Here is a 22,617-nt window from a genome sequence, read left to right as displayed (position 1 = left end):
ATGGGCCTCCTGGACCGCATCCAACAGACCGACGCCCGGTCGGACGAGCCCGACCTCGTCTCGCACTACCGCGACCGCCTGCTCGAGGAGATCGACCTCGACGAGCTCTCCCGGCTCAAGCCGGCCCAGCGTCGCGCCCGGCTCGAGCGCGTCCTGTCCACGCTGCTCTCCGCGGACGGTCCGGTCCTCGCGTCACGCGACCGGTCCATCCTCATCCAGCGCGTCGTCGACGACGCCCTGGGCCTCGGCGTGCTCGAGCCGCTGCTGGCGGACGAGACCGTCACCGAGATCATGGTCAACGGTCCGCGCGACATCTTCGTCGAGCGGGCGGGCCGGGTGCAGCGGGTCGCGACGACGTTCGCGTCGGAGGAGCAGCTGTACCAGACAATCGACCGCATCGTGTCGACCGTCAACCGTCGCGTGGACGAGTCGTCGCCCATGGTCGACGCGCGGCTTCCCACGGGCGAGCGCGTCAACGTCATCATCCCGCCGCTCGCGCTGGACGGCCCGTCGCTCACGATCCGACGGTTCCCCCGTCCCTACCGCCTCGGCGAGCTCGTCGAGAAGGGCAGCCTCGACGTGCACGCGGCGAGCTTCCTGGGCAGCTGTGTGCGCGCGAAGCTCAACGTCCTGATCTCCGGGGGTACCGGCACGGGGAAGACGACCTTCCTCAACGCCCTGTCCGGCCTCATCCCGTCGAACGAGCGCATCGTCACCATCGAGGACGCGGCGGAGCTCTCGCTCCAGCAGGAGCACGTGGTCCGGCTCGAGTCGCGTCCGGCGAACGTGGAGGGCCGGGGGCAGGTCACGATCCGCGACCTCGTCCGCAACTCCCTGCGTATGCGTCCCGACCGCATCGTCGTCGGTGAGGTCCGCGGCGGCGAGACGCTCGACATGCTCCAGGCGATGAACACGGGGCACGAGGGGTCCCTCGCCACCGTCCACGCCAACAGCGCGCTCGACGCCATGAGCCGGCTCGAGACGCTGGCCACCATGAGCGAGCTCGAGCTTCCGGTGGCGACCCTGCGGGACCAGATCAACTCGGCGATCGACATCATCGTGCACCTCGAGCGTGGCAACGACGGCACCCGTCGGGTGTCCGAGGTCGCCGCCGTGATGTCCAAGCGGCGCGAGGACTACTCGCTCACCTCGCTCATGACGTTCGAGAAGGACCCGATGGGGCCCGATCGTCGCGTCACGGGCAGGTTCGTCCTGCACCCGTTGCCCGACGACCTCCGGTCCCGTCTGCACGTCGCCGGCGAGACGGTCGTCCCGCAGGAGCGGCGCTCGTGACGCCCCTGCTGATCTCGGTCCTGCTGTTCGCCACCCTCGTCGTCCTCGTGGTGACGGTGGCCGTCCTCCAGCAGGACGCGCTGCACCGCAAGCGCCTGCTGGCCGCAGTGGATGCTCAGCGGACGTCGCGGGCCAGCGCCCTCGATCGGGCCGACGCCTGGCTGATCAGGACCCGCCGCGGGCAGCGCGTGACCGCGCTGCTGGCCGGGTCGGGCCTCTCCTCGGCCTCACCGACGCTCCTGCTCCTGCTCGTGGCCGGCGCGGCACTGCTCGCCGCGGCGCTGACGTACGCGTTCGCCGGAAAGATCGCCGCCGTCATCATCGCGCTGGTCGTCGTCCTGTCCTTCCGTCAGTGGCTCGAGAAGCGTCGCGAGGCGCGCATCGAGCGGTTCATCGGCCAGCTGCCCGAGTTCGCTCGTCTGCTCGCCAACGGTGCGCAGGCGGGGCTCGGGGTACGGCGCTCGATCGAGCTCGCGGCCAAGGAGATGGACGAGCCCGCGCGCGGGGAGCTCGCCCAGGTCGCCTCGGAGATGGCGGTCGGCCAGACGCTGCAGGGCGCGCTCAACCACCTCGCCGAGCGGCTCCCGTCCCGGGAGCTGGTGGTCCTGGTCCAGACCCTGGTGATCCAGGGCAAGGCAGGCGGCGCGCTCGTCACGGCGCTGCAGAACATCGCCACGACGCTCGAGGAGCGCAGGCAGCTGCGGCGCGAGGCGAAGACGGCGGTCGTCGGCGCCGCGTTCTCCGGCTACGCCGTCGTCGCCATCGCCGGGTTCGCGGTGATCCTCATGAACCTGATGTCGCCCGGGGCTCTCGACACGATGCTCCGCACGCTCGCCGGTCAGATCGCGATGGTCGTCGCCGCGGCGCTCTTCACGGTGGGCTTCATCGCTATCCAGCGGCTGTCGAAGGTGAAGATCTGATGGCCCTGCTGATCGCGCTGGCCGCGGCGGTGCTCACGGTGATGGCGATCTCCGGCGTGCGCATGCTCCGGACCACCGGTCTCGAGGACGTCGAGGAGTCCCTGCGTACCGAGGTGGCGGTCGAACGGCAGCCGCCTTTCGCGAGGCTTCTCGACGCCGTCGGAGGTCGCCTGCTCGGGTCGACCATGCGCTTGTACGGGCCCGACCGTCTGCGCCGGCTCGAAGAACGGATCCGACGGGCGGGTCGGCCCGACGGCGTGACCCTGACCGTCTACCTCCGCCGCCGGGCGGGGTGCGCGGCCATCGGCGCCGTGATCCTCGTCCTGTTCGGGCTCTCGGGGTCCTTCACGCTGGGGCTCGTCATTGCGGGGCTCCTCGTGGCCTGGTTGCCGCTGTGGCTGGCCGTCGCGGGGCACAAGCGACAGGAGCAGATCGAGTACGACCTTCCCGATTTCCTCGACGTGCTCGGCGTCACGGTGACGGCCGGGCTCGGGTTCCGGCAGGCCGTGGAGCGGGTCTGTGAGTTCCACCAAGGCCCGCTCGCGGAAGAGATGCGCATCGCGCTCCAGGAGATGAGCGTCGGAGTCAGCCGGCGCTCGGCGTTCGTCGCGATGCGCGAGCGGACGCGGTCCGAGGGCGTGAGCGCGTTCGTCACGGCCCTGCTGCAGGCGGAAGAGCTCGGCGTGCCCCTGTCCGCCGCACTCGAGAGCATCGCGACGGACGTCCGTCGGGAGCATGCCCAGCGTGTGCGGCAGGCGGCCGCGAAGGCCGCGCCCAAGGTCTCGCTCGTCGTCACCATGACGATCGTCCCCGGCGCGCTGATCCTCATCGGCGCCGCGATCCTCATCGCGAACAGGGGAGCCTTCGATGGCTTCGGCTGACGTCGCCGCCGGAGATCGTCGGTCCGCGCACCTGGCCATCTCGCGAGTCGTCCGGCTCGTCTCCGAGGTGCGCCTCGCTGTCTTGATCATCGGCTTCGCGTCGGCTCTCGCCTCGAGAAGTGTGGGGGTCGTCGGGATCGTCACCGTTGTGGTGGCCGTGCCGTACTCGCTGGTGCCCGCCCGGTCGTGGGAACGACGAGGCGATCTGCTGTCCCGGTCAGGGATCCTCCTGGCCTGCGACGTCGTCATGACGGTCCTCGTGGTGCTGGTGCTCGGCGGCGAGCTCATGGTGGTGTACGGCGCCGCGACGGTGGCCCTGATGGGCGTGATCGTCGGCACCCGCATGGCGTGCGGCGTCGCGCTGCCCATCGTCGTCGCCCTGGCGTTGGTCGAGTGGCTGCCGCCGGCGTGGTCGAACGCGCTCGTCGCGGTGACCAGCGCGGTGGGGATCTTCGCCATGGCCTGGGCAGGCGACAGTCTCGGCGCGGCGCTGCGTGCGCAGGACGCGGCGAACGCGGAGCTGGCGAAGTTGCAGGTGCGTCGCGCGGGGACCGTGGAGCGGGTCCGCATCGCCCGCGACCTGCACGACACGGTCGCGGGCGATCTGGCGGGTGCCTCGATGGTGGCGGCGACGCTGGTCGAGCGGCTCGACCGTGAGCAGGTCAGCGAGCAGGGACGGCGCCTCGCGCACGACCTCCTCGAGATCTGCAAGCAGGCCCACGCGGACACCCGCGTGGCGCTGGGGGAGCTCCGGCGCGCCGACGCCTTCGCACCGGACGACCTGGCCGAGACGTGCGCGCGCTGGTCCTCCCGCACGGGCATCCCGGCCCTCGTCGACGTCGACGTGCGGCTGGGCGCCGTTCCCCGTGAGCTCACGGACGAGCTGCGCGCGGTGCTCCTGGAGCTCCTCGAGAACGTCCGCCGCCACTCGGGCGCCCAGCAGGTCGAGGTCCGGGCAGGCCTGGAGGACGGCACCGTCAAGCTGGCCGTGACGGACGACGGCCGCGGCCGGGACGCGAACGACGTGGTCCCGCCAGGGCACTACGGGCTCACGGGCATCGCCGAGCGTGCGCGCGTCTGGGGCGGAGAGCTCAGCAACGAACGTCCGGAGGCCGGGGGACTCCGGTGCGTGGTGACGTTCCGGCAACGGACAGGAGAGGACGCCCGATGAGGATCTTGGTGGCCGACGACAACCGGCTCATCCGGTTGGGACTGCGTGCGGTGCTTGCGGAGCTTCCCGACGTCGAGGCCGTCGAGGAGGCCCAGAACGGCGCGGAGGCGGTCGAGCGCGTCCGTGCAGGGGACGTGGACGTGGTGCTGCTCGACGTGCGGATGCCGGTGCGGGACGGGCTGGACGCGCTGCCGGACATCCTTCCGCACGCGACGGTCCTGATGCTGACCAATACCGACGACCTCGAGGTGGTCGCCGAGGCGATGCGCGCCGGTGCGTCGGGCTACATCCTGCACGGCTCGCTCGAGCCGGAGGGCATCAGAGCGGCGATCCGCACCTGCCTGGCAGGCGGCACGGTCGTGTCTGGGCTCGAGCCCTGGGCGGTGGCGCGTCCGGCTCCGCCGGCCACCTCCGCCCTCGCCGAGGGGTCGAGCGGGCAGCTCCACGGGTTGTCGGCGCGCGAGGCGGAGATCATGGACGTGATCTCCCGCGGGCTGACCAACGCGGAGATCGCCCGCAGCATGTTCCTGAGCGAGAAGACGGTGAAGAACCACATCAACCGCATCTTCGGCAAGCTCGGCGTCGCGAACCGCGCACAGGCCATCGCCCTGTGGCTCGGCACGTCCGATAGGCCCGTGGCCCTATCGCGGAATGGGTCCGCGTTGGGTCCTGGGCCGCTCGTGGGCCGGTAGCGCGATCCCTAGCGTTGTCCATGTCAGCAGGACCCCACAGAACTCGTCCGGGCGTCGCCCCGGGTCTCGAAGGAGAAGACCATGGACTTCCTCACCCGCCGTGCGATTGCGGCTCAGCTCGCGGTGACCGCCTGCATGACCGGCCTCATGGAGCGCGGCGCTGCCCGCCGTGACGCGGGCCAGGGCTCGGTCGAGTACATCGGTATCATCCTCGTCGTCGTGGCCATCGTCGCCGTCATCATCAAGGCGGTCGACGGCTCGTCGATCGGCACGACGGTCATCGGCAAGATCGAGGACGCGATCAGCAAGGTGAAGTAACACCACAACCACGGCGGTCCGGGCGGCTCGTGTGCCGTCCGGACCGCCGCGCGTTCCACCAGAGGGAGTTCTTGTGCGTCGAGTCTGTGCGCTGGTCGTGGCTGTCGTCGTCCTGTCGCTCGGGGCGTGTACGTCGTCGACGCCGGAGCCCGATTCCACGTCGACGCACACCTCCCGCCCGTCCCCGAGCGGGTCGGCGACGGATGACCTCCCCGAGGGCACGGTCACGCGTGAGGTTCAGCATCTTGGTGACGACCTGACGATCGACGTGCACCCGGTCCAGGTCAGCGGCGTCTCGGCCTTGGTGACCATCGACGTCGCGTTGTCGAAGTCGGCGACGACCGACGTGATCTGGTTCGACTCGCTGTGGGGCAATGCCCTGGGTCAGGGGCTCGAGGGGATCCGGCTCGTGGACCTCGGAGCGGGTCAACTCTGGCTCGCGGCCACGGACGCGGACGACCAGGCCCTGACGACCTCGGACAAGCTGTCGGTCAAGCCCGGTACGACCCTGACGATGCAGGTGGTGTTCGGGGCGCCGGGGGACTCCTCGAACGTGGACGTGCTGTTGCCGTACTTCGGGTTCGTCGAGGACGTGCCCGTGGTGCAGGTCTCGGACATCGGTGGTGACCTGGCGGAGCTGGGTGTCGGTGCGGACACGGTGTACCCGTCGGCTCCGCTGGAGGCGTTCACGGTGGCGTACGACAACTTGTCGCGTGCGGCGGTCGAGGGGGACGCGGCGACGATCGCGTTGTCCTCGGACGTGCTGTTCGCGACGGACGAGTTCGCGTTGACCGATGCCGCGGCTCAGGTCGTCGACTCCGCCGCGGTGCAGATCAAGGGTGCGAGCGCGGGTGGTGAGGTCCAGGTCGTCGGGCACACCGACGACGTGGGTTCCGAGGAGTACAACCAGGACCTGTCGGTGAAGCGGGCGGAGTCGGTCGCGGCGCGCCTGGCACCGGCACTGGGTGCTTCGTTCACGGTGCGCACGGAAGGGCGTGGGGAGAGTGAGCCGGCGATCGACGGCACCTCGGACGAGGCTCGTGCGGCGAACCGGCGCGTGGAGATCGGCTTCACCGCGCAGCAGCCCGGCCAGGCCCTCGAGGTGGCGACCGGAGCGGTCGCACCCGAGCCGACCGGCGTCGTCGGGACGGCCTCGGCCCCCGTGACCGCGACGGCGGCCACGGGCGACCAGTACAGCGTCTCCGCGACCTCCGTGATCCGGCGCGACGGCTACCTGATCGGCACGTTGGCGGTCACGCGCGTGGCCGGCAAAGAGGACGGGACGGTCCAGGCGCTGCTCGCTAACGCGGACCGGGGACCGGAGACGGCGCTCAACTTCTCTGCGCTCGACCGGGTGTCGGGTGCGATCGGTGTGACCTTGCTCGGGCAGGACAGCCGGTACTTCCCCAGCGTCTATGAGATCCCGTCCGACGAAAAGATCCGGAGCCACACCGTCCTCGCCGACCGAGGGATCGACCACACCAAGTCGGGTACCCCGTCGCTGGTCACGGTCGTGTGGCCGGACACCGGCCAGGACAAGGTGACGATCGACGTCCAGGGCCGCTTCCGCATCACTGACGTGCCCGTCGAGAAGGGCTGACCGCAGTCAGTTCCGTCAGTCGGCCAGCGACCAGAACAGAGAGGAGGACGGCTCCATGAGAGATCGAGCTCACCGCATCGACGGCCGTGCCGTCGCGCTCTTCGTCGTGCTCGACCTGATCACGTACGGAGTCCTGTACTGGTTGGTCCTGCCGGTGTTCGAGCCCTTGATGACCACGCTCGACCGGTCGACGGCACTCGCCGTCGGCTGGCTGCTGTCGATGATCCGGCTGGTGCTCGTCGCCGTCGTCGTGGTCCGGTCCTACCGCCGTCGGCGGGGGATGCCGGCGCGAGCGGAGGTGGTGCCGACGATGGTCGTCGCCTCGGTCGGCGCGTGGCTGGTACAGCTGACCCTGGGCATCCTCGCGCAGCTCGCGGCCGGCTACCCGGTCGGGTCGTGGCGCTCGCTCGTGGACCTCGTGCTGTGGGTCGGGTCGGCGCTCGTGGCGATCCTGTTCGTGGTCCCGGGAGAGGCGGAGCGTCTGCCGCTGCGCTACCGGCAGGCGGTCGGCAACGACCGCGGCGCGACGAACCTCCTGCTCGTCCCGGCGGTCCTCGGGCTGATGGCGGCCACGCTCCTGATCATCCGCATCGCGGGATCGGCGACGAACGACGCGACGCAGTCGCGCACCGCGGCCGACGCCGCCGCGCTGGCGGCGGCGAACGCGTGGCGGGACAACATCGGCGACGGGTTCCACACGGCATGGACGGCGCACACCCCGGCGGGCTTCTGGGCGTTCGCCGGCCGGGACCTGAGCTCGTTCGCCTCGGTCGAGATGACGAACGCCGCACGGAGCTACGCGAACGCGAACGACGCGGAGCTCGTCTCCCTCACGGTCGACCCGGTCAACGCGCAGGTCACGGTGCGCGTGCGGGACTTCGACACCGTCCCGGAGACGTCGACGAGGGTCGAGCAGGTCTCGACCGCGGGCCTGGTGTTCAGCAGCGGTGCCTGCCGCTCGGGCCGCCACGTCGGCTACCTCGTGGGCCACACCTGCAAGACCTCGGCGCCTGCACCGACACCGACACCGACGCCCACACCGGTCCCGACCCCGAGTCCTTCACCCAGCCCCACCCCGCCGCCACCTCCGCCGCCGTTCGTCCCACCGTCGGCCGTCGGTGGGTTCCGGGTCGACACCTCCCTGGAGGTCACCCCGTGACCGCGGCCACCGGCGGTGCGATGTCACCGGGGGAGCTGGTCCTCGTCGGGGTAGTGACGTTCTTCTTCGCCCTGGGGTGCCTCGGGATGTTCGCCTACACCTACAGCCGGCACCGGGTGTTCACCAAGGGTCTGCGCGGCACGGCGGTGGTCGTGGCCGTCGAGCCCACGTTCCTCATGCAGCGCCGCTCGGTCATCGAGAAGCCCACCGAGCGCGTGACCGTGGCCACGGCGGCCTGGCCCCGTGGCCACGCGGTCGACCAGAAGCTGCCCGCAGGTCAGTACCGGGTAGGTGAGATCGTCCCGGTGGTCCAGGCCAAGGGCCGTCCGGAGAGGATCTTCCTCGACCGGCCCGACCTCGAGCGTTCCGCCTTCAGCGTGTACGCGCCGCTCGGCATGTTCCTGATGATCCCCGTGATCCTCTACGCATCGATCACCGGCCCGCAGTGAGGCGCCCCGGTCGACGCCCGGCCTCTGCCTGACCTGAGTTCACGAGGTACGACGAGAGAGGCCCAGCGATGCTGAGCACCGCCCGCTGGACCGCGGTCCGCGACGGCCGCCGCACCGGCGACGACCGGGGGGCCGCGACGGTGGAGTACATCGGCGTGATCCTGCTCGTGGTCGTCGTCATCTCCTCGATCGCCGCCGGCGCCACGCCGCTGGGCGACACGGTCATGTCCAAGATCTGCCAGGCGTTCGGCGCTACCTGTGCGGCGCCCGGCGTGCTCGACGCGAGCAGCAACCCGGAACCGGAACGGGAGTGCACGGTTCGGACGGACGGGCAGGACCTCGAGTTCGGGCTCGATTTCCTGGTGCTCAGCATCGGTGAGTCCGGGGAGATCGCCGTCGAGACGATGAGCGACGAGACCTACAAGGTGACGGTGGGCGGCGAGATCGGCGCGTCCTACGCCTTCGATCCCATCGGAAAGGTCCTCATTTCGGGGCACCGCAACGGCTATGGAGGAAGTCTCGGCGCACAGGCAGAGGCTTCGGTGGGGGGCTTCGTCGGGGCGGGGTCGGAGTTCTCCTTCGACAGCAAGGAGGAAGTCGACGCGTTCACGGATTACGTGCGGCGCACGGCGGCGAAGGCGGCCGTCAATTCCGCGGCTCCGGACAGGGTGGGTGGACCGGTCGCTCCCGTGGTCGGGCTGGGGATCCACCTGGGCACCGCGCTCTACGACACGGTCACCGGCTACGACTACAAGCCGCCCGCAGCCGATGCGTCGTACTTCGAGGGAGGCGTGATCGCCGACGGGAGCGCCGTGGGCGGGGTGGTGGCCCTAGGTGCCGGAGCGTCCGCACAATACCAAGATGCCCTCGGGTTCAAGGTGGACCACGAGACCGGAGACACGACGATCTACAGCCGGGTGACCCTCGACCTCGCCGTGGCATCTCAGCTCGGCTTCTCCACGTCCCACCCGGACTGGGGCGAAGGTGTCGACCTCGCGGGCAACATCGAGCTCATGCTGGCGAGCACGGTGGACAAGGATGGCAACCTCACGAGCCTCTCTCTCGACGGTGCGGCGACTTCCGAGGGATCGGTCTCGCTCACTGCGCTCACCGGAGTGCCCCTCCAGGTCGAGGGCGGCAAGGGTGTGCAGCTGTCGGCGACGGTCCCGGTGACGGACGCGAACCGCGCGCCAATGATCGCGGCGCTGGCAAGCCTGGGAGTGCGCTCCGCGTCCGCACAGAACCCCGTGCAGGGCGTCGTGAAGGCGGCCATCGAGGGCCGGACGGCCGCCGCCATCGAGATCCTGTCTCAAGCCCGTCGGAGCGGTGACGTCACGGCGCAGTTCTTGGACGTGAGCTCGTCTAGCCTGGCGGACGCGGCGATCTCGATCGAGGCGCCGGTCATCGGTGGTGTCGGCGGGAGCTTCGGCGTCGGAACCTCGAATCGTACATCGGCCGGGGCGCACTACCTCGGCAAGGACGGCTGGAAGGACTGGACGGCATGCGCCTGAAGCTCGGAGTGATCGGGGTGGCGGTGGCGTTAACGCTCGGTGCCTGCACCAGCGGTGCGGACCCCGCTCAGCCATCGCAGTCCTACGGAATCGCACCGACGGGTGAGGCGGAGGTCGTCGTCCCGCTCGAGTCGATCGACGGAGCTACGCCCCGGTCGGTCCTCGGCGCGACGGTCGATGTGCCGTCGGATCTCGAGGCATCGACGAGCGCGGTCGGCGAGGGGGGCCGGATGGCCCTCGTGGTCAAGGACCCTGCGCAGGAGCGTGCTCTCGTCACGCTCACCGTGAGCCCGGAGCCTGGGGTCACCGACGAAGGGGTGGACGTCGCAGCACGGGTCGCCATGACGCAGCTGGGCATCACCGAAGGCTGGGGTGACGCCGAGCTGACGCCCGCGACGTGGGAGGGATTCCCGCACGCGGCGGCGATGACCGCCGTGCTGACGTTGCCGGACGGCACCCGGCATGACGTGCTCTTGATCACGCTCCGCGACGAGTCGAGCACCAAACTGATCAACGTCTCCGCCGAGGCGCCCACCGGCGCGCTGGAGGACTCGGTCGCGTACGACATCCTGCGCACTCTTCGGCTCGAAGACTAGGTGTGCCCGGTCATCATGCGCAGACCGACGACAGCACTGGTGCTCGGGGGCGCGCTCGTCCTCGGCGGGTGCACCGGCGGCGGGTCGGAGCCCGCACCGTCGGCGACCTCGGAGGTCGCCCCGACCGGTGAGGTCCTGACCATCACGCCGGCGGGCTCGCTCGACGGCGCGACCACCGCGTCGGTCGACGGTGTGACGATCGACGTGCCCGAGGGGCTGGAGTCGAGCACGCGGACCGTCAAGGAGGGTGTCGAGCAACTGCGTCTGCAGGATCCCTCGGCCGAGCGTCCCGCCGTGATCGTGACGGTGACCACGCAGCCGGGCACGACGGACGAGGGGATCGACGTGTCGGCACAGGTCTCCCGCAGCCAGGCGGGCCTCAGCACGCAGGTGTCGGACGCCACCCTCACCCCGGCACGGTGGGACGGGTTCCCCTACGCAGCCGCGAACCGCTGGACGTTCACCCTGGACGACGGGTCGAAGGTCGACCAGATCCTCGTCACGACCCGGGACGGCGACGGCACCAAGGTCATCACGGTGTCGGCCGAGGCCCCCACCGGCACGCTCGAGGACTCGGAGGCGTTCGAGGCGCTCCGCACCATGCGCCTCGACGGGTGAGCCAGGGCTCGGTCGCCACACACACCACGGCGGTCCGGTCGGCCCTGTGCCGTCCGGACTGCCGCGCGTTCTAGCAAGGGAGTTTTTGTGCGTCGTGTTTGTGCACTTGTCGTCGCTGTTGTCGTCCTGTCGCTCGCGGCATGCACCTCGTCGACGCCGGACCCTGGTCCCACGTCGGCCCGCACCTCCGGTGCGTCGCCGAGCGGTTCGGCGACGAGTGGCGCCTCTGAGGGCACGGTCACCCGTGAGGTTCAGCATCTCGGTGACGACCTGACGATCGACGTGCACCCGGTCCAGGTCAGCGGCGTCTCGGCCTTGGTGACCATCGACGTCGCGTTGTCGAAGTCGGCGACGACCGACGTGATCTGGTTCGACTCGCTGTGGGGCAATGCCCTGGGTCAGGGGCTCGAGGGGATCCGGCTCGTGGACCTCGGAGCGGGTCAACTCTGGCTCGCGGCCACGGACGCGGACGACCAGGCCCTGACGACCTCGGACAAGCTGTCGGTCAAGCCCGGTACGACCCTGACGATGCAGGTGGTGTTCGGGGCGCCGGGGGACTCCTCGAACGTGGACGTGCTGTTGCCGTACTTCGGGTTCGTCGAGGACGTGCCCGTGGTGCAGGTCTCGGACATCGGTGGTGACCTGGCGGAGCTGGGTGTCGGTGCGGACACGGTGTACCCGTCGGCTCCGCTGGAGGCGTTCACGGTGGCGTACGACAACTTGTCGCGTGCGGCGGTCGAGGGGGACGCGGCGACGATCGCGTTGTCCTCGGACGTGCTGTTCGCGACGGACGAGTTCGCGTTGACCGATGCCGCGGCTCAGGTCGTCGACTCCGCCGCGGTGCAGATCAAGGGTGCGAGCGCGGGTGGTGAGGTCCAGGTCGTCGGGCACACCGACGACGTGGGTTCCGAGGAGTACAACCAGGACCTGTCGGTGAAGCGTGCGGAGTCGGTCGCGGCGCGCCTGGCGCCAGCGCTGGGCGCCGGATTCACGGTGCGGACCGAGGGGCGTGGGGAGAGCGAGCCGGCGGTCGATGGCACCTCGGACGAGGCTCGTGCGGCGAACCGGCGGGTCGAGATCGGCTTCACCGCGCAGCAGCCCGGCCGGGCGATCGAGGTCGCGACCGGAGCGGTCGCACCGGACCCGACCGGAGTCGTCGGGACGGCGTCGGCCCCCGTGACGGCGACGGCGAGCACGGGCGACCTGTACAGCGTCTCTGCGACCTCCGTGATCCGGCGCGACGGGTACCTGATCGGCACGTTGGCGGTCACCCGGCTGTCTGGCAGGGAGGACGGGACGGTCCAGGCCTTGCTCGCATCGCTCGATCTTGGGCCCGAGACGGCGCTCAAATTCCCTGCGATCGACATCGTGTCGGGCGCAGTGGGCGTCACCCTGCTCGGGCAGGACAGCCGGTACTTCGCCAGCGTCTACGAGCTCCCGACCTCCACCGGTGACGTGACGAGGCACACCGTCCTGGCGGACCGAGCGATCGACCACACCAAGTCGGGCACCCCGTCGCTGGTCACGGTCGTGTGGCCGGACACCGGCCAGAACAAGGTGACGATCGACGTCCAGGGCCGCTTCCGCATCACCGACGTGCCCGTCACGAAGGGCTGACGCCTCACGGCGGTCGGCGCCGCGCCATCGACGCCGACGACCGTACTTCTTGACCGTGAGGTCAAGAACTAGGTACGGTCATGCGGTGGGCAGGCCGAGAGCGTTCGACGACGAGGTCGTGGTGTCGCGCGCGATGGAGGAGTTCTGGAGCCACGGGTACGGCGGCACCTCGCCGGCGCAGCTGGCTGTCGCGACCGGGATCGCAAAGGGCAGCCTGTACAACGCGTTCACGAGCAAGCGGGACCTGTTCGACCGCTGCCTCGATCTCTACCACCAGCAGGTCGCCGAGATGGCTCAGCGGCTCCTGGAGCATCCGGGCTCGACACGGGACTGCCTCCGGAACGCGCTGCGGTCGGTCGTGGACTCCGACCTCGCTCAGCCGCGGCGTCGAGGCTGCCTGATCGGCAACACCGCGGTCGAGCTGGCCGGTGAGGACGCGGAGATCGCCCAGAAGCTTCGTCGCATGCAGGCCGAGTCGACGGACTGGTTCACCGCGCGGATCCAGCAGGGCCAACGGGACGGGGACGTCTCGCGCGACCGCGACGCCCAGGCGCTGGCCGAGCACCTGTCCAACACGCTCGCCGGCCTGCGCGTGATGGTGATGACCCACGAGGCGCCTGCCCTCTACAGGATCATCGACACCGCCTTGCTCGTGCTCTAGGAGTCCGTCGCCGCACAGGCTCGGGCTTCGATGTGCACCCGTTTTGGACCTACAGTTCAAAAATGCACGCATACCCACCACCGACAAGGAGCAACAGATGAGCACCGACGCCCTCACCGCCTTCCAGGACGACTACCTGGCGACGTGGACCGAACCCGACGCCGACCGGCGTCGGCACAACATCGAGCAGCTGTGGGCGCCCGACGGCCGCCTCGCGGTCTCCTCGCTCGGCGTCACGATCGACGGCGTCGACGCCATCGACGCCCACATCGGCCGGGTCCACGGAGACCTGATCGCCGGCAAGGGACTCGCCTTCTCCTACGACCAGCACGTCGAGTCCGGCGACGCGCTCCTGCTGCGCTGGTCGATGCTGGCGCCGTCGGGCGACGTGGTGGCCCGTGGCGTCGACACGGTGTTCCGTCGCGCCGACGGCAGCGTGCAGAAGGTCTACATGTTCATGGGTGTGAGCTGAGGTCCGTGCCGCGCCGACTACCCTGTCCGCGTGACGCACACAGCTGAGCCCCCGGCCGAGTCCCTGGAGCACCGCCCCGTCCTGGTCGTCGACTTCGGCGCGCAGTACGCGCAGCTGATCGCCCGACGCGTGCGCGAGGCGAACGTCTACTCCGAGATCGTGCCGCACACCGCGACCGTCGCAGACCTGATGGCGAAGGACCCCGCCGCCATCATCCTGTCGGGCGGACCCTCGTCGGTGTATGCCGCCGGTGCGCCGTTCGTCGACCCGGCGCTGTTCGAGGCCGGGGTGCCGGTCCTCGGCATCTGCTACGGGTTCCAGGCGATGGCACAGGCGCTCGGCGGCACCGTCGCGCAGACGGGTCAGCGCGAGTACGGCGGCACCGCCGTCGAGATCACGGGCACCGGGACGGTCCTCGCCGGGAGCCCCGAGCAGCAGACCGTGTGGATGAGCCACGGGGACGCGGTGCACGCCGCGCCCGCCGGGTTCGACGTGCTCGCGACGTCGTCGGGCAGTCCCGTCGCCGCGTTCGAGGACCGCGCCCGTCGCCTCTACGGCGTGCAGTGGCACCCGGAGGTCAAGCACTCCCCGCTCGGCCAGCAGGCGCTCGAGAACTTCCTCTACGAGGGTGCGGGCCTCACGCCCGACTGGAACCCCGGCAACGTCGTCGCCGAGCAGGTGGCGCGGATCCGGGCCCAGGTCGGCGACGCCCGGGTGGTCTGCGGGCTGTCCGGCGGCGTCGACTCCTCCGTCGCGGCCGCGCTCGTGCACAAGGCCGTCGGGGACCAGCTGACCTGCGTCTTCGTTGACCACGGGCTGCTGCGGTCCGGCGAGGCGGAGCAGGTCGAGAAGGACTTCGTCGCCGCCACCGGCGTCACCCTGAAGGTCGTCGACGCCCGGGAGCGGTTCCTGCACGCCCTCGCCGGGCACACCGACCCGGAGACCAAGCGCAAGATCATCGGCCGCGAGTTCATCCGCGTGTTCGAGGACGCAGCGCGGGAGGTCGTCGAGGACGCCGGGGCGCACGGCGAGCAGGTCGAGTTCCTCGTGCAGGGCACGCTCTACCCGGACGTCGTGGAGTCGGGCGGCGGCGAGGGCGCCGCGAACATCAAGTCGCACCACAACGTCGGCGGCCTGCCCGACGACCTGCAGTTCGCGCTCGTCGAGCCGCTGCGCACCCTGTTCAAGGACGAGGTCCGCGCCGTCGGGCTGGAGCTCGGCGTGCCGGAGGCGATCGTCTGGCGCCAGCCGTTCCCGGGCCCGGGCCTCGGCATCCGGATCATCGGTGAGGTCACCCAGGAGCGGCTCGACATCCTCCGGGCGGCGGACGTCATCGCCCGCGAGGAGCTGACCCGAGCGGGCCTGGACCGCGACATCTGGCAGTGCCCGGTGGTGCTGCTCGCGGACGTCCGCTCGGTCGGCGTGCAGGGCGACGGCCGGACGTACGGCCACCCGGTGGTGCTGCGGCCGGTGTCGTCGGAGGACGCCATGACCGCCGACTGGACCCGCCTGCCGTACGACGTGCTCGCCACCATCTCGACCCGGATCACCAACGAGGTCCCGGAGGTCAACCGGGTGGTCCTCGACGTGACGAGCAAGCCCCCGGGCACCATCGAGTGGGAGTGACGGCCCGGCACCACGAGGGCCGACCGGTCCACGACGCCGGACCGGCGAGGACCACCGCAGCAGTGACGAGAGGACACCACCCGTGACCGAGACACCGACCGGCGGCCCCACCGCGGCGGACGACGTGGCCGTCGACCCGTGGGTCCGCCGCGCGCGCGGCGCGCTCACCCGCTACCGCGTGATGGCGTGGATCACCGGCACGATGCTGCTGCTCCTCTGCGTGGAGATCGTGCTGAAGTACGTGCTCCAGGTCAACGGCGTCGACGAGAACGGCGACCCGAAGCCGGTGATCGGCACGTGGGTGGCGTTCGCGCACGGATGGATCTATGTCGTCTACCTCGTCACCGTCGTCGACCTGTGGTCGACGATGCGGTGGCGGCTCGGCCGGCTGGCCGCGCTGGCGGCCGCGGGCGTCGTGCCGGTCATGTCGTTCGTGCTGGAGCGGCGCGTGCACCGGCAGGCTCTGACGGCGATCGAGGACGCGGCCCGGCGGTGACCCGCCCCCGGGCGGCCGTCGGTCCGGCGCGCAGTTAGCCTGTCGCGGTGCGGATCGTCCACGTCTCCGACTGCTATGCCCCCAGGACCGGGGGCATCGAGTCCCAGGTGGCCGACCTCGCCGGCCGGCAGTCGGCCGCCGGGCACGAGGTGCACGTCCTGACGGCGACGCTCGGCGAGGCCGGTGAGCGCGGCGGCGTCGTCGACCTGGAGGACGGCGTGCGCGTGCACCGGCTCGGGGCGCGGGTGCCGTTCGACCTTCCCGTCAACCCGGTCGGTCCGCGCCTGCTCCGTGACGCCTACACGTCGCTCCAGCCCGATGTCGTGCACGTGCACGCGGGTCTCGTGTCGCCGTTCGCGTTCGACGGGTCGCGGCTCGCGCTCGAGCGGGGGCTGCCGACGGCGATCACCTGGCACTGCATGCTCGACGGCGTCATCCCGGCCCTCCGGGCCGCCGTGCACCGCACGCACTGGTCGCACCCGCGGGCCGCGCTGAGCGCGGTGAGCGCGGTGGCCGCCGAACGGGTGCGGCGGGTGTTCGACGCACCCGTCGAGATCCTGCCCAACGGGCTCGAGCTCGACGCATGGGCCCCCGGCCCGTCCGCTGTGGGAGCGCCGCCGGACGACGAGGCACCGGGGCCGCTCCGCCTGGTGGCGACCATGCGCCTGGCTCCCCGCAAGCGCGCGGTACCGCTCGTCGAGCTCGTCGCCGCCGCGCGCGACCGCCTGCCGGCAGGGTCGCTGCGGCTGTCCCTGATCGGCTCCGGCCCCGCCGCCGCCCGGGTCCGCGCGGCCGTGGCCCGGAACCGGCTGCAGCAGGTCGTGGACCAGCGCGGCAGGCTCACCCGACCCCAGGTCCGCGAGGCGTACCGGGACGCCGACGTGTTCCTCGCCGTCGCCGAGCTCGAGGCGTTCGGGATCGCCGCTCTCGAGGCCCGCACGGCCGGGCTCGCGGTCGTCGCGCGCCGGGGCACCGGTGTGGCCGAGTTCGTCGAGGACGGCGTCGACGGACTGCTCGTCGCCGACGACGCGGAGATGACCGAGGCCGTGGTGCACCTGGCACGGGACCGCCGGCTGCTCGACGGCATCCTCGCCCACAACCGGGTGGTGCGGCCCCGGTTCGGGTGGACCGAGGTGCTCGCGAGCGCGGACGCGGAGTACGAGCGGGCGCGGTCGATCATCTGAGCCCGGGAGGCGTGCCCGGTGCCGCGCCTCGGACCTGACCCGAGCGCGTTCCCCGACGCGCCGGAAGGTATTCGTCCCCTCCGTCGGGTATGTCCCGACCTGCGTCGCTACAGTCGAGAGGCAAGGCGCTTCTCTCGAGAGCTCGCCGGGTGGGACCGGGTCCGGAGCACCGGGCCCTGGCTGTGGGGACAGAAGGGGATCGGGGAGACATGTCGACAGCTGCTGTGGGGGACAAGTCGGGGACCGTGAGGGTCCTTGCTCTGCTGACGATCATCGCCGGCGTCGTTTACATCATCGCCGGTGCGATCACGTGGGGGGCGGTCGCGAGCAACCTCGCGGCCGAGAAGATCACGGTGTCCGACGATGCATCCAACTTCCAGGGTGAGCTCGTCGACACGCCCTGGGAGGCGTGGGTCCAAGCGGACATCATCAACCATCACGCCCTGGACGCGTCTGGCGGCAAGACCTACGCCGAGCTGGACCGGGAGGACCCGACGCGCGACACGGTCATGACCGCGTCGTTCCTGCGGGCCTCGCTGTTCACGTCGGTCGTGGCCTTCGGTGTCGCGCTGCTCGTCGTCGGCACCGGGATCGTGCTGATCATGATCGGCTGGGCGCTGCGGGCCGTCGCCGGCAAGAAGGTCGTCGTCGAGAGCACGCCCGGTGTGACCGATACCGCACCGGCACCCGCCTCGACCGTCTGAGCGCGGCAGCGCCGCAGCGCCGCGGTGCACGTGACGGAGGCCCGGCCCCTCGGGGGTCCGGGCCTCCGGCGCGCCAGGTCATCGTCGGGAGCTGCGGGCCCCCGACAGGATCGACCCGACGAGCAGCGCGGTGCCGGCCGCGGCCAGGAGCACGATGACCGACAGCTGAAGGTCGATCGAGAAGCCCGACGCCCAGGCGAGCACACCGACCCCGACAGTGGCGACGACCAGGCCCCACACCACGGTGCTGACCCGGAGCCGGGGGCGCGGCCCGGCCGGCCCCGTGCCGCCGACCACGGTGTCGTCGACGACCGGGTCGGCCGCGGCGTCCGCGACGAGGACCGGGTCGGCCGCGGCGTCCGCGACGAGGGCCGGGTCGGCCGCGGCGTCGACGACGAGGGCCGGCTCGACCGCGGCGTCCGCGACGGGGGGTGCGTCGGACGTGACGCCGACCTGGGGGAGGACCGCGGTCTCGTCGTCCGGTCGCGGGTCCGGGCCGGTGCGTGGCGTGGAGTCGTCGGTGGTCATCGGTTCTCCTCCGTGATCAGGACGTCGCCGGCACCCGCCCGGACGTCCAGGTGCAGCTGCGCCGTGCCGTGGTCGGACTGGTCGTCCGCGTACGAGATCGTGCCCATGCCCACCCCGTCGTTCGTCGTGCGCTCGCCGTCGACGTCCCAGGTGACGCTGCCCGCCCCGAGATGGACGTCGGCGACGACCGCGGCGTCGTCCGGGACCACGATGGTGAGGTTGCCGGCGCCGAGCGAGATCGGTACGTCCAGCGTCTCGGACGTGAGCGTGACCTGCGTGAGGTCGACGGTCACGTCACCGAAGCCGAGGTTGTAGCCCTGTGCGGCGGTGGCCCGGTCGGAGGCGTCGACCGTTTCTGCGCTGAACGTGTGCTGCGCACCGTCGGTCCACCACCATTCGCCGGCCCGGGCGGTGGCACCCACGGGTCCCGCGGCGAGGATCCCGACGATGGCGAGGAACCCGAGGGTCCCGCTCGTGCGGCCCCGCAGGCCGGAGACGATGATGCCCAGGCCGGCCAGGACGATCCCGACGCCGATCGCGGTGAGCAGCACGGGCCCGTTGAAGTCGCCGGACCGCTCGGCGAGCAGCAGCACGGCCAGGCCGAGCAGGCTCAGGGCGACCACGACACCGACCATCGCGACACCCGGTCCGGACCGCGGGGCCTTGGGCGGCTTCGGTGCCTTGCCGGGGGCGCCGTGATGACCGCGCGACCCGACGGGGCCGTAGGGGGGCGGGTAGTCGGCGCCCGTCGTGCCGTACCCGGTGGGAGAGGCCGCGGGGTAGGTGGCGGTGGAGCGGGTCGGCTGCGCCGAGGTCGGGCCCGCGGCGTAGCCGGTGGACGAGGTCGCGGTCGTGGACGGAGCCGTCGGGTACGTGGACGCCGGAAAGGTCGAGGCAGGGTCGTCGGCGGGTGACGCGGATCCGGCCGGCATGCCGCCGGACGAGCCCGGCGCGTACGGCGGGTACCCGCCGGGCCGCGGAGCCTGTTGACGCCGGTTCAGCGCGACGACGACCAGAGCGATCCCGCCCACGACGAACGCGAGCCACAGCATCGCCTGGATCCAGCCGGGCGGTCCGTTCCAGAACCAGAACCAGTGGTCGCCCCGGCCGAACCCGACGAGCACGAACGCCAGCGCCCCGAGCAGGGCGACGTCGAACGTGCCCGCGATCATCTCCTCGAGGTGGATGCGGCCGTCGCGCTCCTCCGGCAGGAGCGCCCACGCGACGCCGTAGAGCACGAGGCCGAGGCCGCCGAGCAGCACGGTCACGGCGAACAGGCCCCGCACCAGCAGCGGGTCGAGGCCGAACCGGCGGGCCAGACCGTCGCAGACGCCGCCGACCCAGCGGTCGTCGCCGCGGAACATGCCTGTCCGGCGGACGGCCGCGAAGAAGCTGTACTCGCCCTGCGGGGCCTGCGGCCCACGCGGTCCGGACGCGGGGTAGGGACCGTACGGCGCGTATCCGCCCGACGGGGCGGAGCCTGGGCCGGCGACGGGTGGCGCCGACGGTCCGGCGCCAGTTCCGGCGGGCTCCTCGGCAGGGGTGTTCGTGTCCATGGCTCGATCGTGGCCCGAGGCCGTTGCTCGCGGCATCGGGTGCCACCCTGAGCGGACCCTGAACCTGGGGCCGGCCGCCCCTGAAGTCTCGCCCCGGGCGACCCCTGACGGGCTGCGGGCGTGTGACGATCGGTCCGTGCACCCGTCCTGGAGCCCTCCCGTGGGCCCGCCGAGGCCCCCTCGGCTGCCGCTGCGCCGCCCCGAGCAGGGGCGGTGGCTCGGTGGTGTCACGGTGGGGCTCGCGGCGCACCTGGACGTGCCCGTCGGGCTGGTGCGGCTCGCGTTCGTGCTGCTCATGCCGCTCGCCGGTGCTGGCGCGTTCCTGTACGCGTTCTGGTGGCTCACGGTCCCGGCCGGCGACCCGGCGGACGCGGCCCGCGAGGCGCGGCCCAGCGCGGTCGCCCGGCTTGCGGCCCGGCAGAGCCTGGTCCAGCCCGGTCGACGCCTGCCGCTCACGGACGTCGCCGTGGGCGCGGTGCTGGTGGTGGGTGCGGTGCTGCTCATCGCGATGCGCTCCGGGGCGGACCTGGACCTGCAGTGGCTGCTGCCGGTGATGGTCGTGCTCGCCGGCGTGGGGCTGGCATGGAGCCAGCTCGACGCCGTGCAGCGCGGCCGGCTGCGGGAGCGCGCCGGCGGTCGGACGCCGGTGAGCGTGCTGCGACTGGTCGGCGGCCTCGTGCTCGCCGGTGCGGGGGTGCTGCTGCTGGTGGGCGAGGGGACGGGTCGCGGTGTCGAGGCGGGCGTCCTGGTGCAGTCGGTGGTCGCCGCGGTGGCGGTGCTGGCCGGTGTCGGGCTGGTGCTCGCGCCGTGGTGGCTGCGCCTGGTCCGGGAGCTGGGCGACGAGCGCGCGGCCCGTGCCCGGGAGTCCGAGCGCGCGGACATCGCGGCCCACCTGCACGACTCCGTGCTGCAGACGCTCGCGCTGATCCGCGCCCGCGCGGACGATCCCGCCGAGGTCGCCCGGATGGCTCGTGCCCAGGAGCGCGAGCTGCGCGAGTGGATGTACGACGAGCGACCCGTCCCTGGGACGTCGCTCGCCGGTGCCGTGCGTGCGGTGGTGGCCGAGGTCGAGGACTCGCGGTCCGGCCCGAGCGGCGACCCGGTCGCGGTCGAGGCGGTGCTGGTCGGTGACCGGGTGCCCGACGCGGACACCGAGGCGCTCGTCCAGGCGACCCGGGAGGCGCTGGTCAACGCGGTCGTGCACGGGCGGCCGCCCGTCTCGCTCTACCTCGAGGTCGGCAGCGACGAGGTCGAGGTCTTCGTGCGCGACCACGGCGAGGGGTTCGACGTGGAGGACGTGGGAGCGGACCGGTTCGGGGTGCGGGAGTCCATCATCGGCCGTGTCCGGCGACGCGGCGGGACGGCGACCGTCACGTGCCGGCCGGGCCGCGGTACCGAGGTGCACCTCCGGGTGCCGGTACGGTCGACGACGGCCCCCACGCAGGTCGGCCCGGCGGACGACGAAGGAGGCGCACGATGAGCGGCGAGGTGCCGACGGTCCCGTCCGTCCCGGTGGACGTGGTGCTGGTCGACGACCACCACATGTTCCGCACGGGGGTGCTGGCCTCCCTGGACGCCCGGGTGCACGTGGTGGGCGAGGCGGACACGGTCGACTCCGCGATCCGGGTGGTGCACCAGCTGCAGCCGCCGGTGGTGCTGCTCGACGTGCACCTGCCGGGTGGTGACGGCGGAGGCGGTGCCGAGGTGATCAAGGCGTGCGCCGACGTCGCGGCGCGCACCAGGTTCCTCGCCCTGTCGGTGTCGGACTCCGCGGAGGACGTCGTGGCGGTGATCCGGGCGGGTGCGCGTGGCTACGTGACCAAGGCGATCGACGGCACGGCGCTGTCCGACGCGGTGCTGCGGGTCGCGGGCGGCGACGCCGTGTTCTCACCGCGGCTCGCGGGCTTCGTGCTCGACGCGTTCGGCGCCGCCGCCGGGGACGTCGCGACCGGGGACGACGAGCTCGACCGGCTGTCGGCCCGCGAGCGCGAGGTGATGCGGCTGATCGCGCGCGGCTACTCCTACCGCGAGGTGGCCTCCGAGCTGTTCATCTCGATCAAGACGGTCGAGACCCACGTGTCGGCGGTGCTCCGCAAGCTGCAGCTGTCCAGCCGGCACGAGCTGACCCGGTGGGCCGCGGCGCGGCGGCTGCTCTGACGCGCCCGCCGAACAGGATCTGACACGACGTCAGATCCTCTAGGCTGGAGCGATGAAGCTTCTCTACGACCTGCTCGTCGTCCTGCACCTCGTCGGCTGGGCCATCGTGCTCGGCGGCACGCTCGTGAACCTGCGCACCCCGAAGCTCGCCACCGGCGTGCTGCACGGGATCCTCACCGCGCTCGTCACGGGCATCCTTCTGGTCGGGATCGCCTCGGCGAGCGACGACATCCACGACCCGAACACCACCAAGATCGCCGTCAAGCTCGTGGTGGCGCTCGTGGTCACCGGCCTCGTCGTGTACGGCACACGGCGTCCCGAGAAGGTCACGCGCGGGCTCGTCGGTGCCGTCGCGGGCCTGACCGTGGTGAACGTCGCGATCGCGGTGCTCTGGCGCTGACCCGCTCC

The 22,617-nt window shown here is 71.6% G+C and carries 24 protein-coding genes; 22 read left to right on the top strand and 2 right to left on the bottom strand.

The features are described 5' to 3' along the window. From ACVW07_RS05880 to ACVW07_RS05790, 19 genes are all read left to right on the top strand, one after another. Positions 1-1,293, top strand: a complete 1,293-nt coding sequence (locus tag ACVW07_RS05880; protein WP_456818338.1) for a CpaF family protein — start codon at positions 1-3, stop codon at positions 1,291-1,293. After that, on the top strand, positions 1,290-2,213 hold the full coding sequence (locus tag ACVW07_RS05875) for a type II secretion system F family protein (RefSeq protein ID WP_456818337.1): 924 nt from the start codon (positions 1,290-1,292) through the stop codon (positions 2,211-2,213). Before ACVW07_RS05880 ends, ACVW07_RS05875 begins: the two co-directional genes overlap by 4 nt. Further along, complete coding sequence (locus tag ACVW07_RS05870; protein WP_456818336.1) at positions 2,213-3,094, top strand: type II secretion system F family protein; 882 nt, start codon at positions 2,213-2,215, stop codon at positions 3,092-3,094. Before ACVW07_RS05875 ends, ACVW07_RS05870 begins: the two co-directional genes overlap by 1 nt. Beyond that, the gene (locus ACVW07_RS05865; protein ID WP_456818335.1) at positions 3,081-4,265 is read left to right on the top strand and encodes a sensor histidine kinase; all 1,185 of its coding nucleotides are present in this window, start codon (positions 3,081-3,083) and stop codon (positions 4,263-4,265) included. Before ACVW07_RS05870 ends, ACVW07_RS05865 begins: the two co-directional genes overlap by 14 nt. Continuing rightward, the gene (locus ACVW07_RS05860; RefSeq protein ID WP_456818334.1) at positions 4,262-4,957 is read left to right on the top strand and encodes a response regulator; all 696 of its coding nucleotides are present in this window, start codon (positions 4,262-4,264) and stop codon (positions 4,955-4,957) included. The genes ACVW07_RS05865 and ACVW07_RS05860 overlap by 4 nt, the downstream gene beginning before the upstream one ends. An 81-nt stretch (positions 4,958-5,038) precedes the next feature. Further along, the gene (locus tag ACVW07_RS05855) at positions 5,039-5,275 is read left to right on the top strand and encodes a hypothetical protein (RefSeq protein WP_456818333.1); all 237 of its coding nucleotides are present in this window, start codon (positions 5,039-5,041) and stop codon (positions 5,273-5,275) included. Positions 5,276-5,372: 97 nt separating this feature from the next. Continuing rightward, positions 5,373-6,875, top strand: coding sequence for an OmpA family protein (locus tag ACVW07_RS05850; protein WP_456818332.1), 1,503 nt, complete (start codon positions 5,373-5,375; stop codon positions 6,873-6,875). Positions 6,876-6,930: 55 nt separating this feature from the next. Next, complete coding sequence (locus ACVW07_RS05845) at positions 6,931-8,034, top strand: hypothetical protein (RefSeq protein WP_456818331.1); 1,104 nt, start codon at positions 6,931-6,933, stop codon at positions 8,032-8,034. Then, positions 8,031-8,483, top strand: coding sequence for a hypothetical protein (locus ACVW07_RS05840; protein WP_456818330.1), 453 nt, complete (start codon positions 8,031-8,033; stop codon positions 8,481-8,483). The genes ACVW07_RS05845 and ACVW07_RS05840 overlap by 4 nt, the downstream gene beginning before the upstream one ends. A gap of 167 nt (positions 8,484-8,650) precedes the next feature. Next, positions 8,651-9,994, top strand: a complete 1,344-nt coding sequence (locus ACVW07_RS05835; protein ID WP_456818329.1) for a hypothetical protein — start codon at positions 8,651-8,653, stop codon at positions 9,992-9,994. Next, positions 9,985-10,590 (top strand): hypothetical protein, encoded by a 606-nt coding sequence (locus ACVW07_RS05830; RefSeq protein ID WP_456818328.1) that lies wholly within the window; start codon positions 9,985-9,987, stop codon positions 10,588-10,590. Before ACVW07_RS05835 ends, ACVW07_RS05830 begins: the two co-directional genes overlap by 10 nt. 15 nt (positions 10,591-10,605) lie before the next feature. Next, positions 10,606-11,208, top strand: coding sequence for a hypothetical protein (locus tag ACVW07_RS05825; RefSeq protein ID WP_456818327.1), 603 nt, complete (start codon positions 10,606-10,608; stop codon positions 11,206-11,208). A gap of 282 nt (positions 11,209-11,490) precedes the next feature. Then, positions 11,491-12,825 carry an OmpA family protein gene (locus ACVW07_RS05820; RefSeq protein ID WP_456818326.1) on the top strand — a complete coding sequence of 445 codons (1,335 nt, stop codon included), beginning with the start codon at positions 11,491-11,493 and terminating at the stop codon, positions 12,823-12,825. Positions 12,826-12,910: 85 nt separating this feature from the next. After that, positions 12,911-13,486, top strand: a complete 576-nt coding sequence (locus ACVW07_RS05815) for a TetR/AcrR family transcriptional regulator (protein WP_456818325.1) — start codon at positions 12,911-12,913, stop codon at positions 13,484-13,486. A gap of 97 nt (positions 13,487-13,583) precedes the next feature. Beyond that, positions 13,584-13,958, top strand: coding sequence for a nuclear transport factor 2 family protein (locus ACVW07_RS05810; protein WP_456818324.1), 375 nt, complete (start codon positions 13,584-13,586; stop codon positions 13,956-13,958). A 30-nt stretch (positions 13,959-13,988) separates the two neighbouring features. After that, on the top strand, positions 13,989-15,584 hold the full coding sequence (gene guaA / locus ACVW07_RS05805) for a glutamine-hydrolyzing GMP synthase (protein WP_456818323.1): 1,596 nt from the start codon (positions 13,989-13,991) through the stop codon (positions 15,582-15,584). Positions 15,585-15,666: 82 nt separating this feature from the next. After that, positions 15,667-16,080 carry a DUF3817 domain-containing protein gene (locus ACVW07_RS05800; protein ID WP_456818322.1) on the top strand — a complete coding sequence of 138 codons (414 nt, stop codon included), beginning with the start codon at positions 15,667-15,669 and terminating at the stop codon, positions 16,078-16,080. Positions 16,081-16,127: 47 nt separating this feature from the next. Beyond that, complete coding sequence (locus ACVW07_RS05795; protein ID WP_456818321.1) at positions 16,128-17,264, top strand: glycosyltransferase family 4 protein; 1,137 nt, start codon at positions 16,128-16,130, stop codon at positions 17,262-17,264. 209 nt (positions 17,265-17,473) lie between these two features. After that, positions 17,474-17,968, top strand: coding sequence for an aromatic ring-opening dioxygenase LigA (locus ACVW07_RS05790; RefSeq protein WP_456818320.1), 495 nt, complete (start codon positions 17,474-17,476; stop codon positions 17,966-17,968). Between the two features lie 78 nt (positions 17,969-18,046). Here the strand turns inward: ACVW07_RS05790 and ACVW07_RS05785 are convergent, their stop codons facing one another. Further along, positions 18,047-18,496, bottom strand: a complete 450-nt coding sequence (locus tag ACVW07_RS05785; RefSeq protein ID WP_456818319.1) for a hypothetical protein — start codon at positions 18,494-18,496, stop codon at positions 18,047-18,049. Then, positions 18,493-20,052, bottom strand: a complete 1,560-nt coding sequence (locus tag ACVW07_RS05780; RefSeq protein ID WP_456818318.1) for a PspC domain-containing protein — start codon at positions 20,050-20,052, stop codon at positions 18,493-18,495. The genes ACVW07_RS05785 and ACVW07_RS05780 overlap by 4 nt, the downstream gene beginning before the upstream one ends. 160 nt (positions 20,053-20,212) lie before the next feature. Here ACVW07_RS05780 and ACVW07_RS05775 point away from each other — a divergent pair, with 160 nt between their 5' ends. The 3 genes from ACVW07_RS05775 to ACVW07_RS05765 are packed head-to-tail and all read left to right on the top strand — an operon-like array spanning position 20,213 to position 22,609. Continuing rightward, positions 20,213-21,532 carry an ATP-binding protein gene (locus ACVW07_RS05775; protein WP_456818317.1) on the top strand — a complete coding sequence of 440 codons (1,320 nt, stop codon included), beginning with the start codon at positions 20,213-20,215 and terminating at the stop codon, positions 21,530-21,532. Then, a complete protein-coding gene (locus tag ACVW07_RS05770) occupies positions 21,529-22,209 on the top strand; it encodes a LuxR C-terminal-related transcriptional regulator (RefSeq protein ID WP_456818316.1) in 681 nt (226 codons plus the stop codon). Before ACVW07_RS05775 ends, ACVW07_RS05770 begins: the two co-directional genes overlap by 4 nt. Before the next feature lie 52 nt (positions 22,210-22,261). Next, on the top strand, positions 22,262-22,609 hold the full coding sequence (locus ACVW07_RS05765) for a hypothetical protein (RefSeq protein ID WP_456818315.1): 348 nt from the start codon (positions 22,262-22,264) through the stop codon (positions 22,607-22,609). Positions 22,610-22,617 lie beyond the last annotated feature (8 nt).

The organism is Cellulomonas sp. URHB0016 (assembly GCF_054057935.1).
Note: the sequence above shows the minus strand (reverse complement) of the source record. Positions and strands in the feature narration are given on the sequence as shown.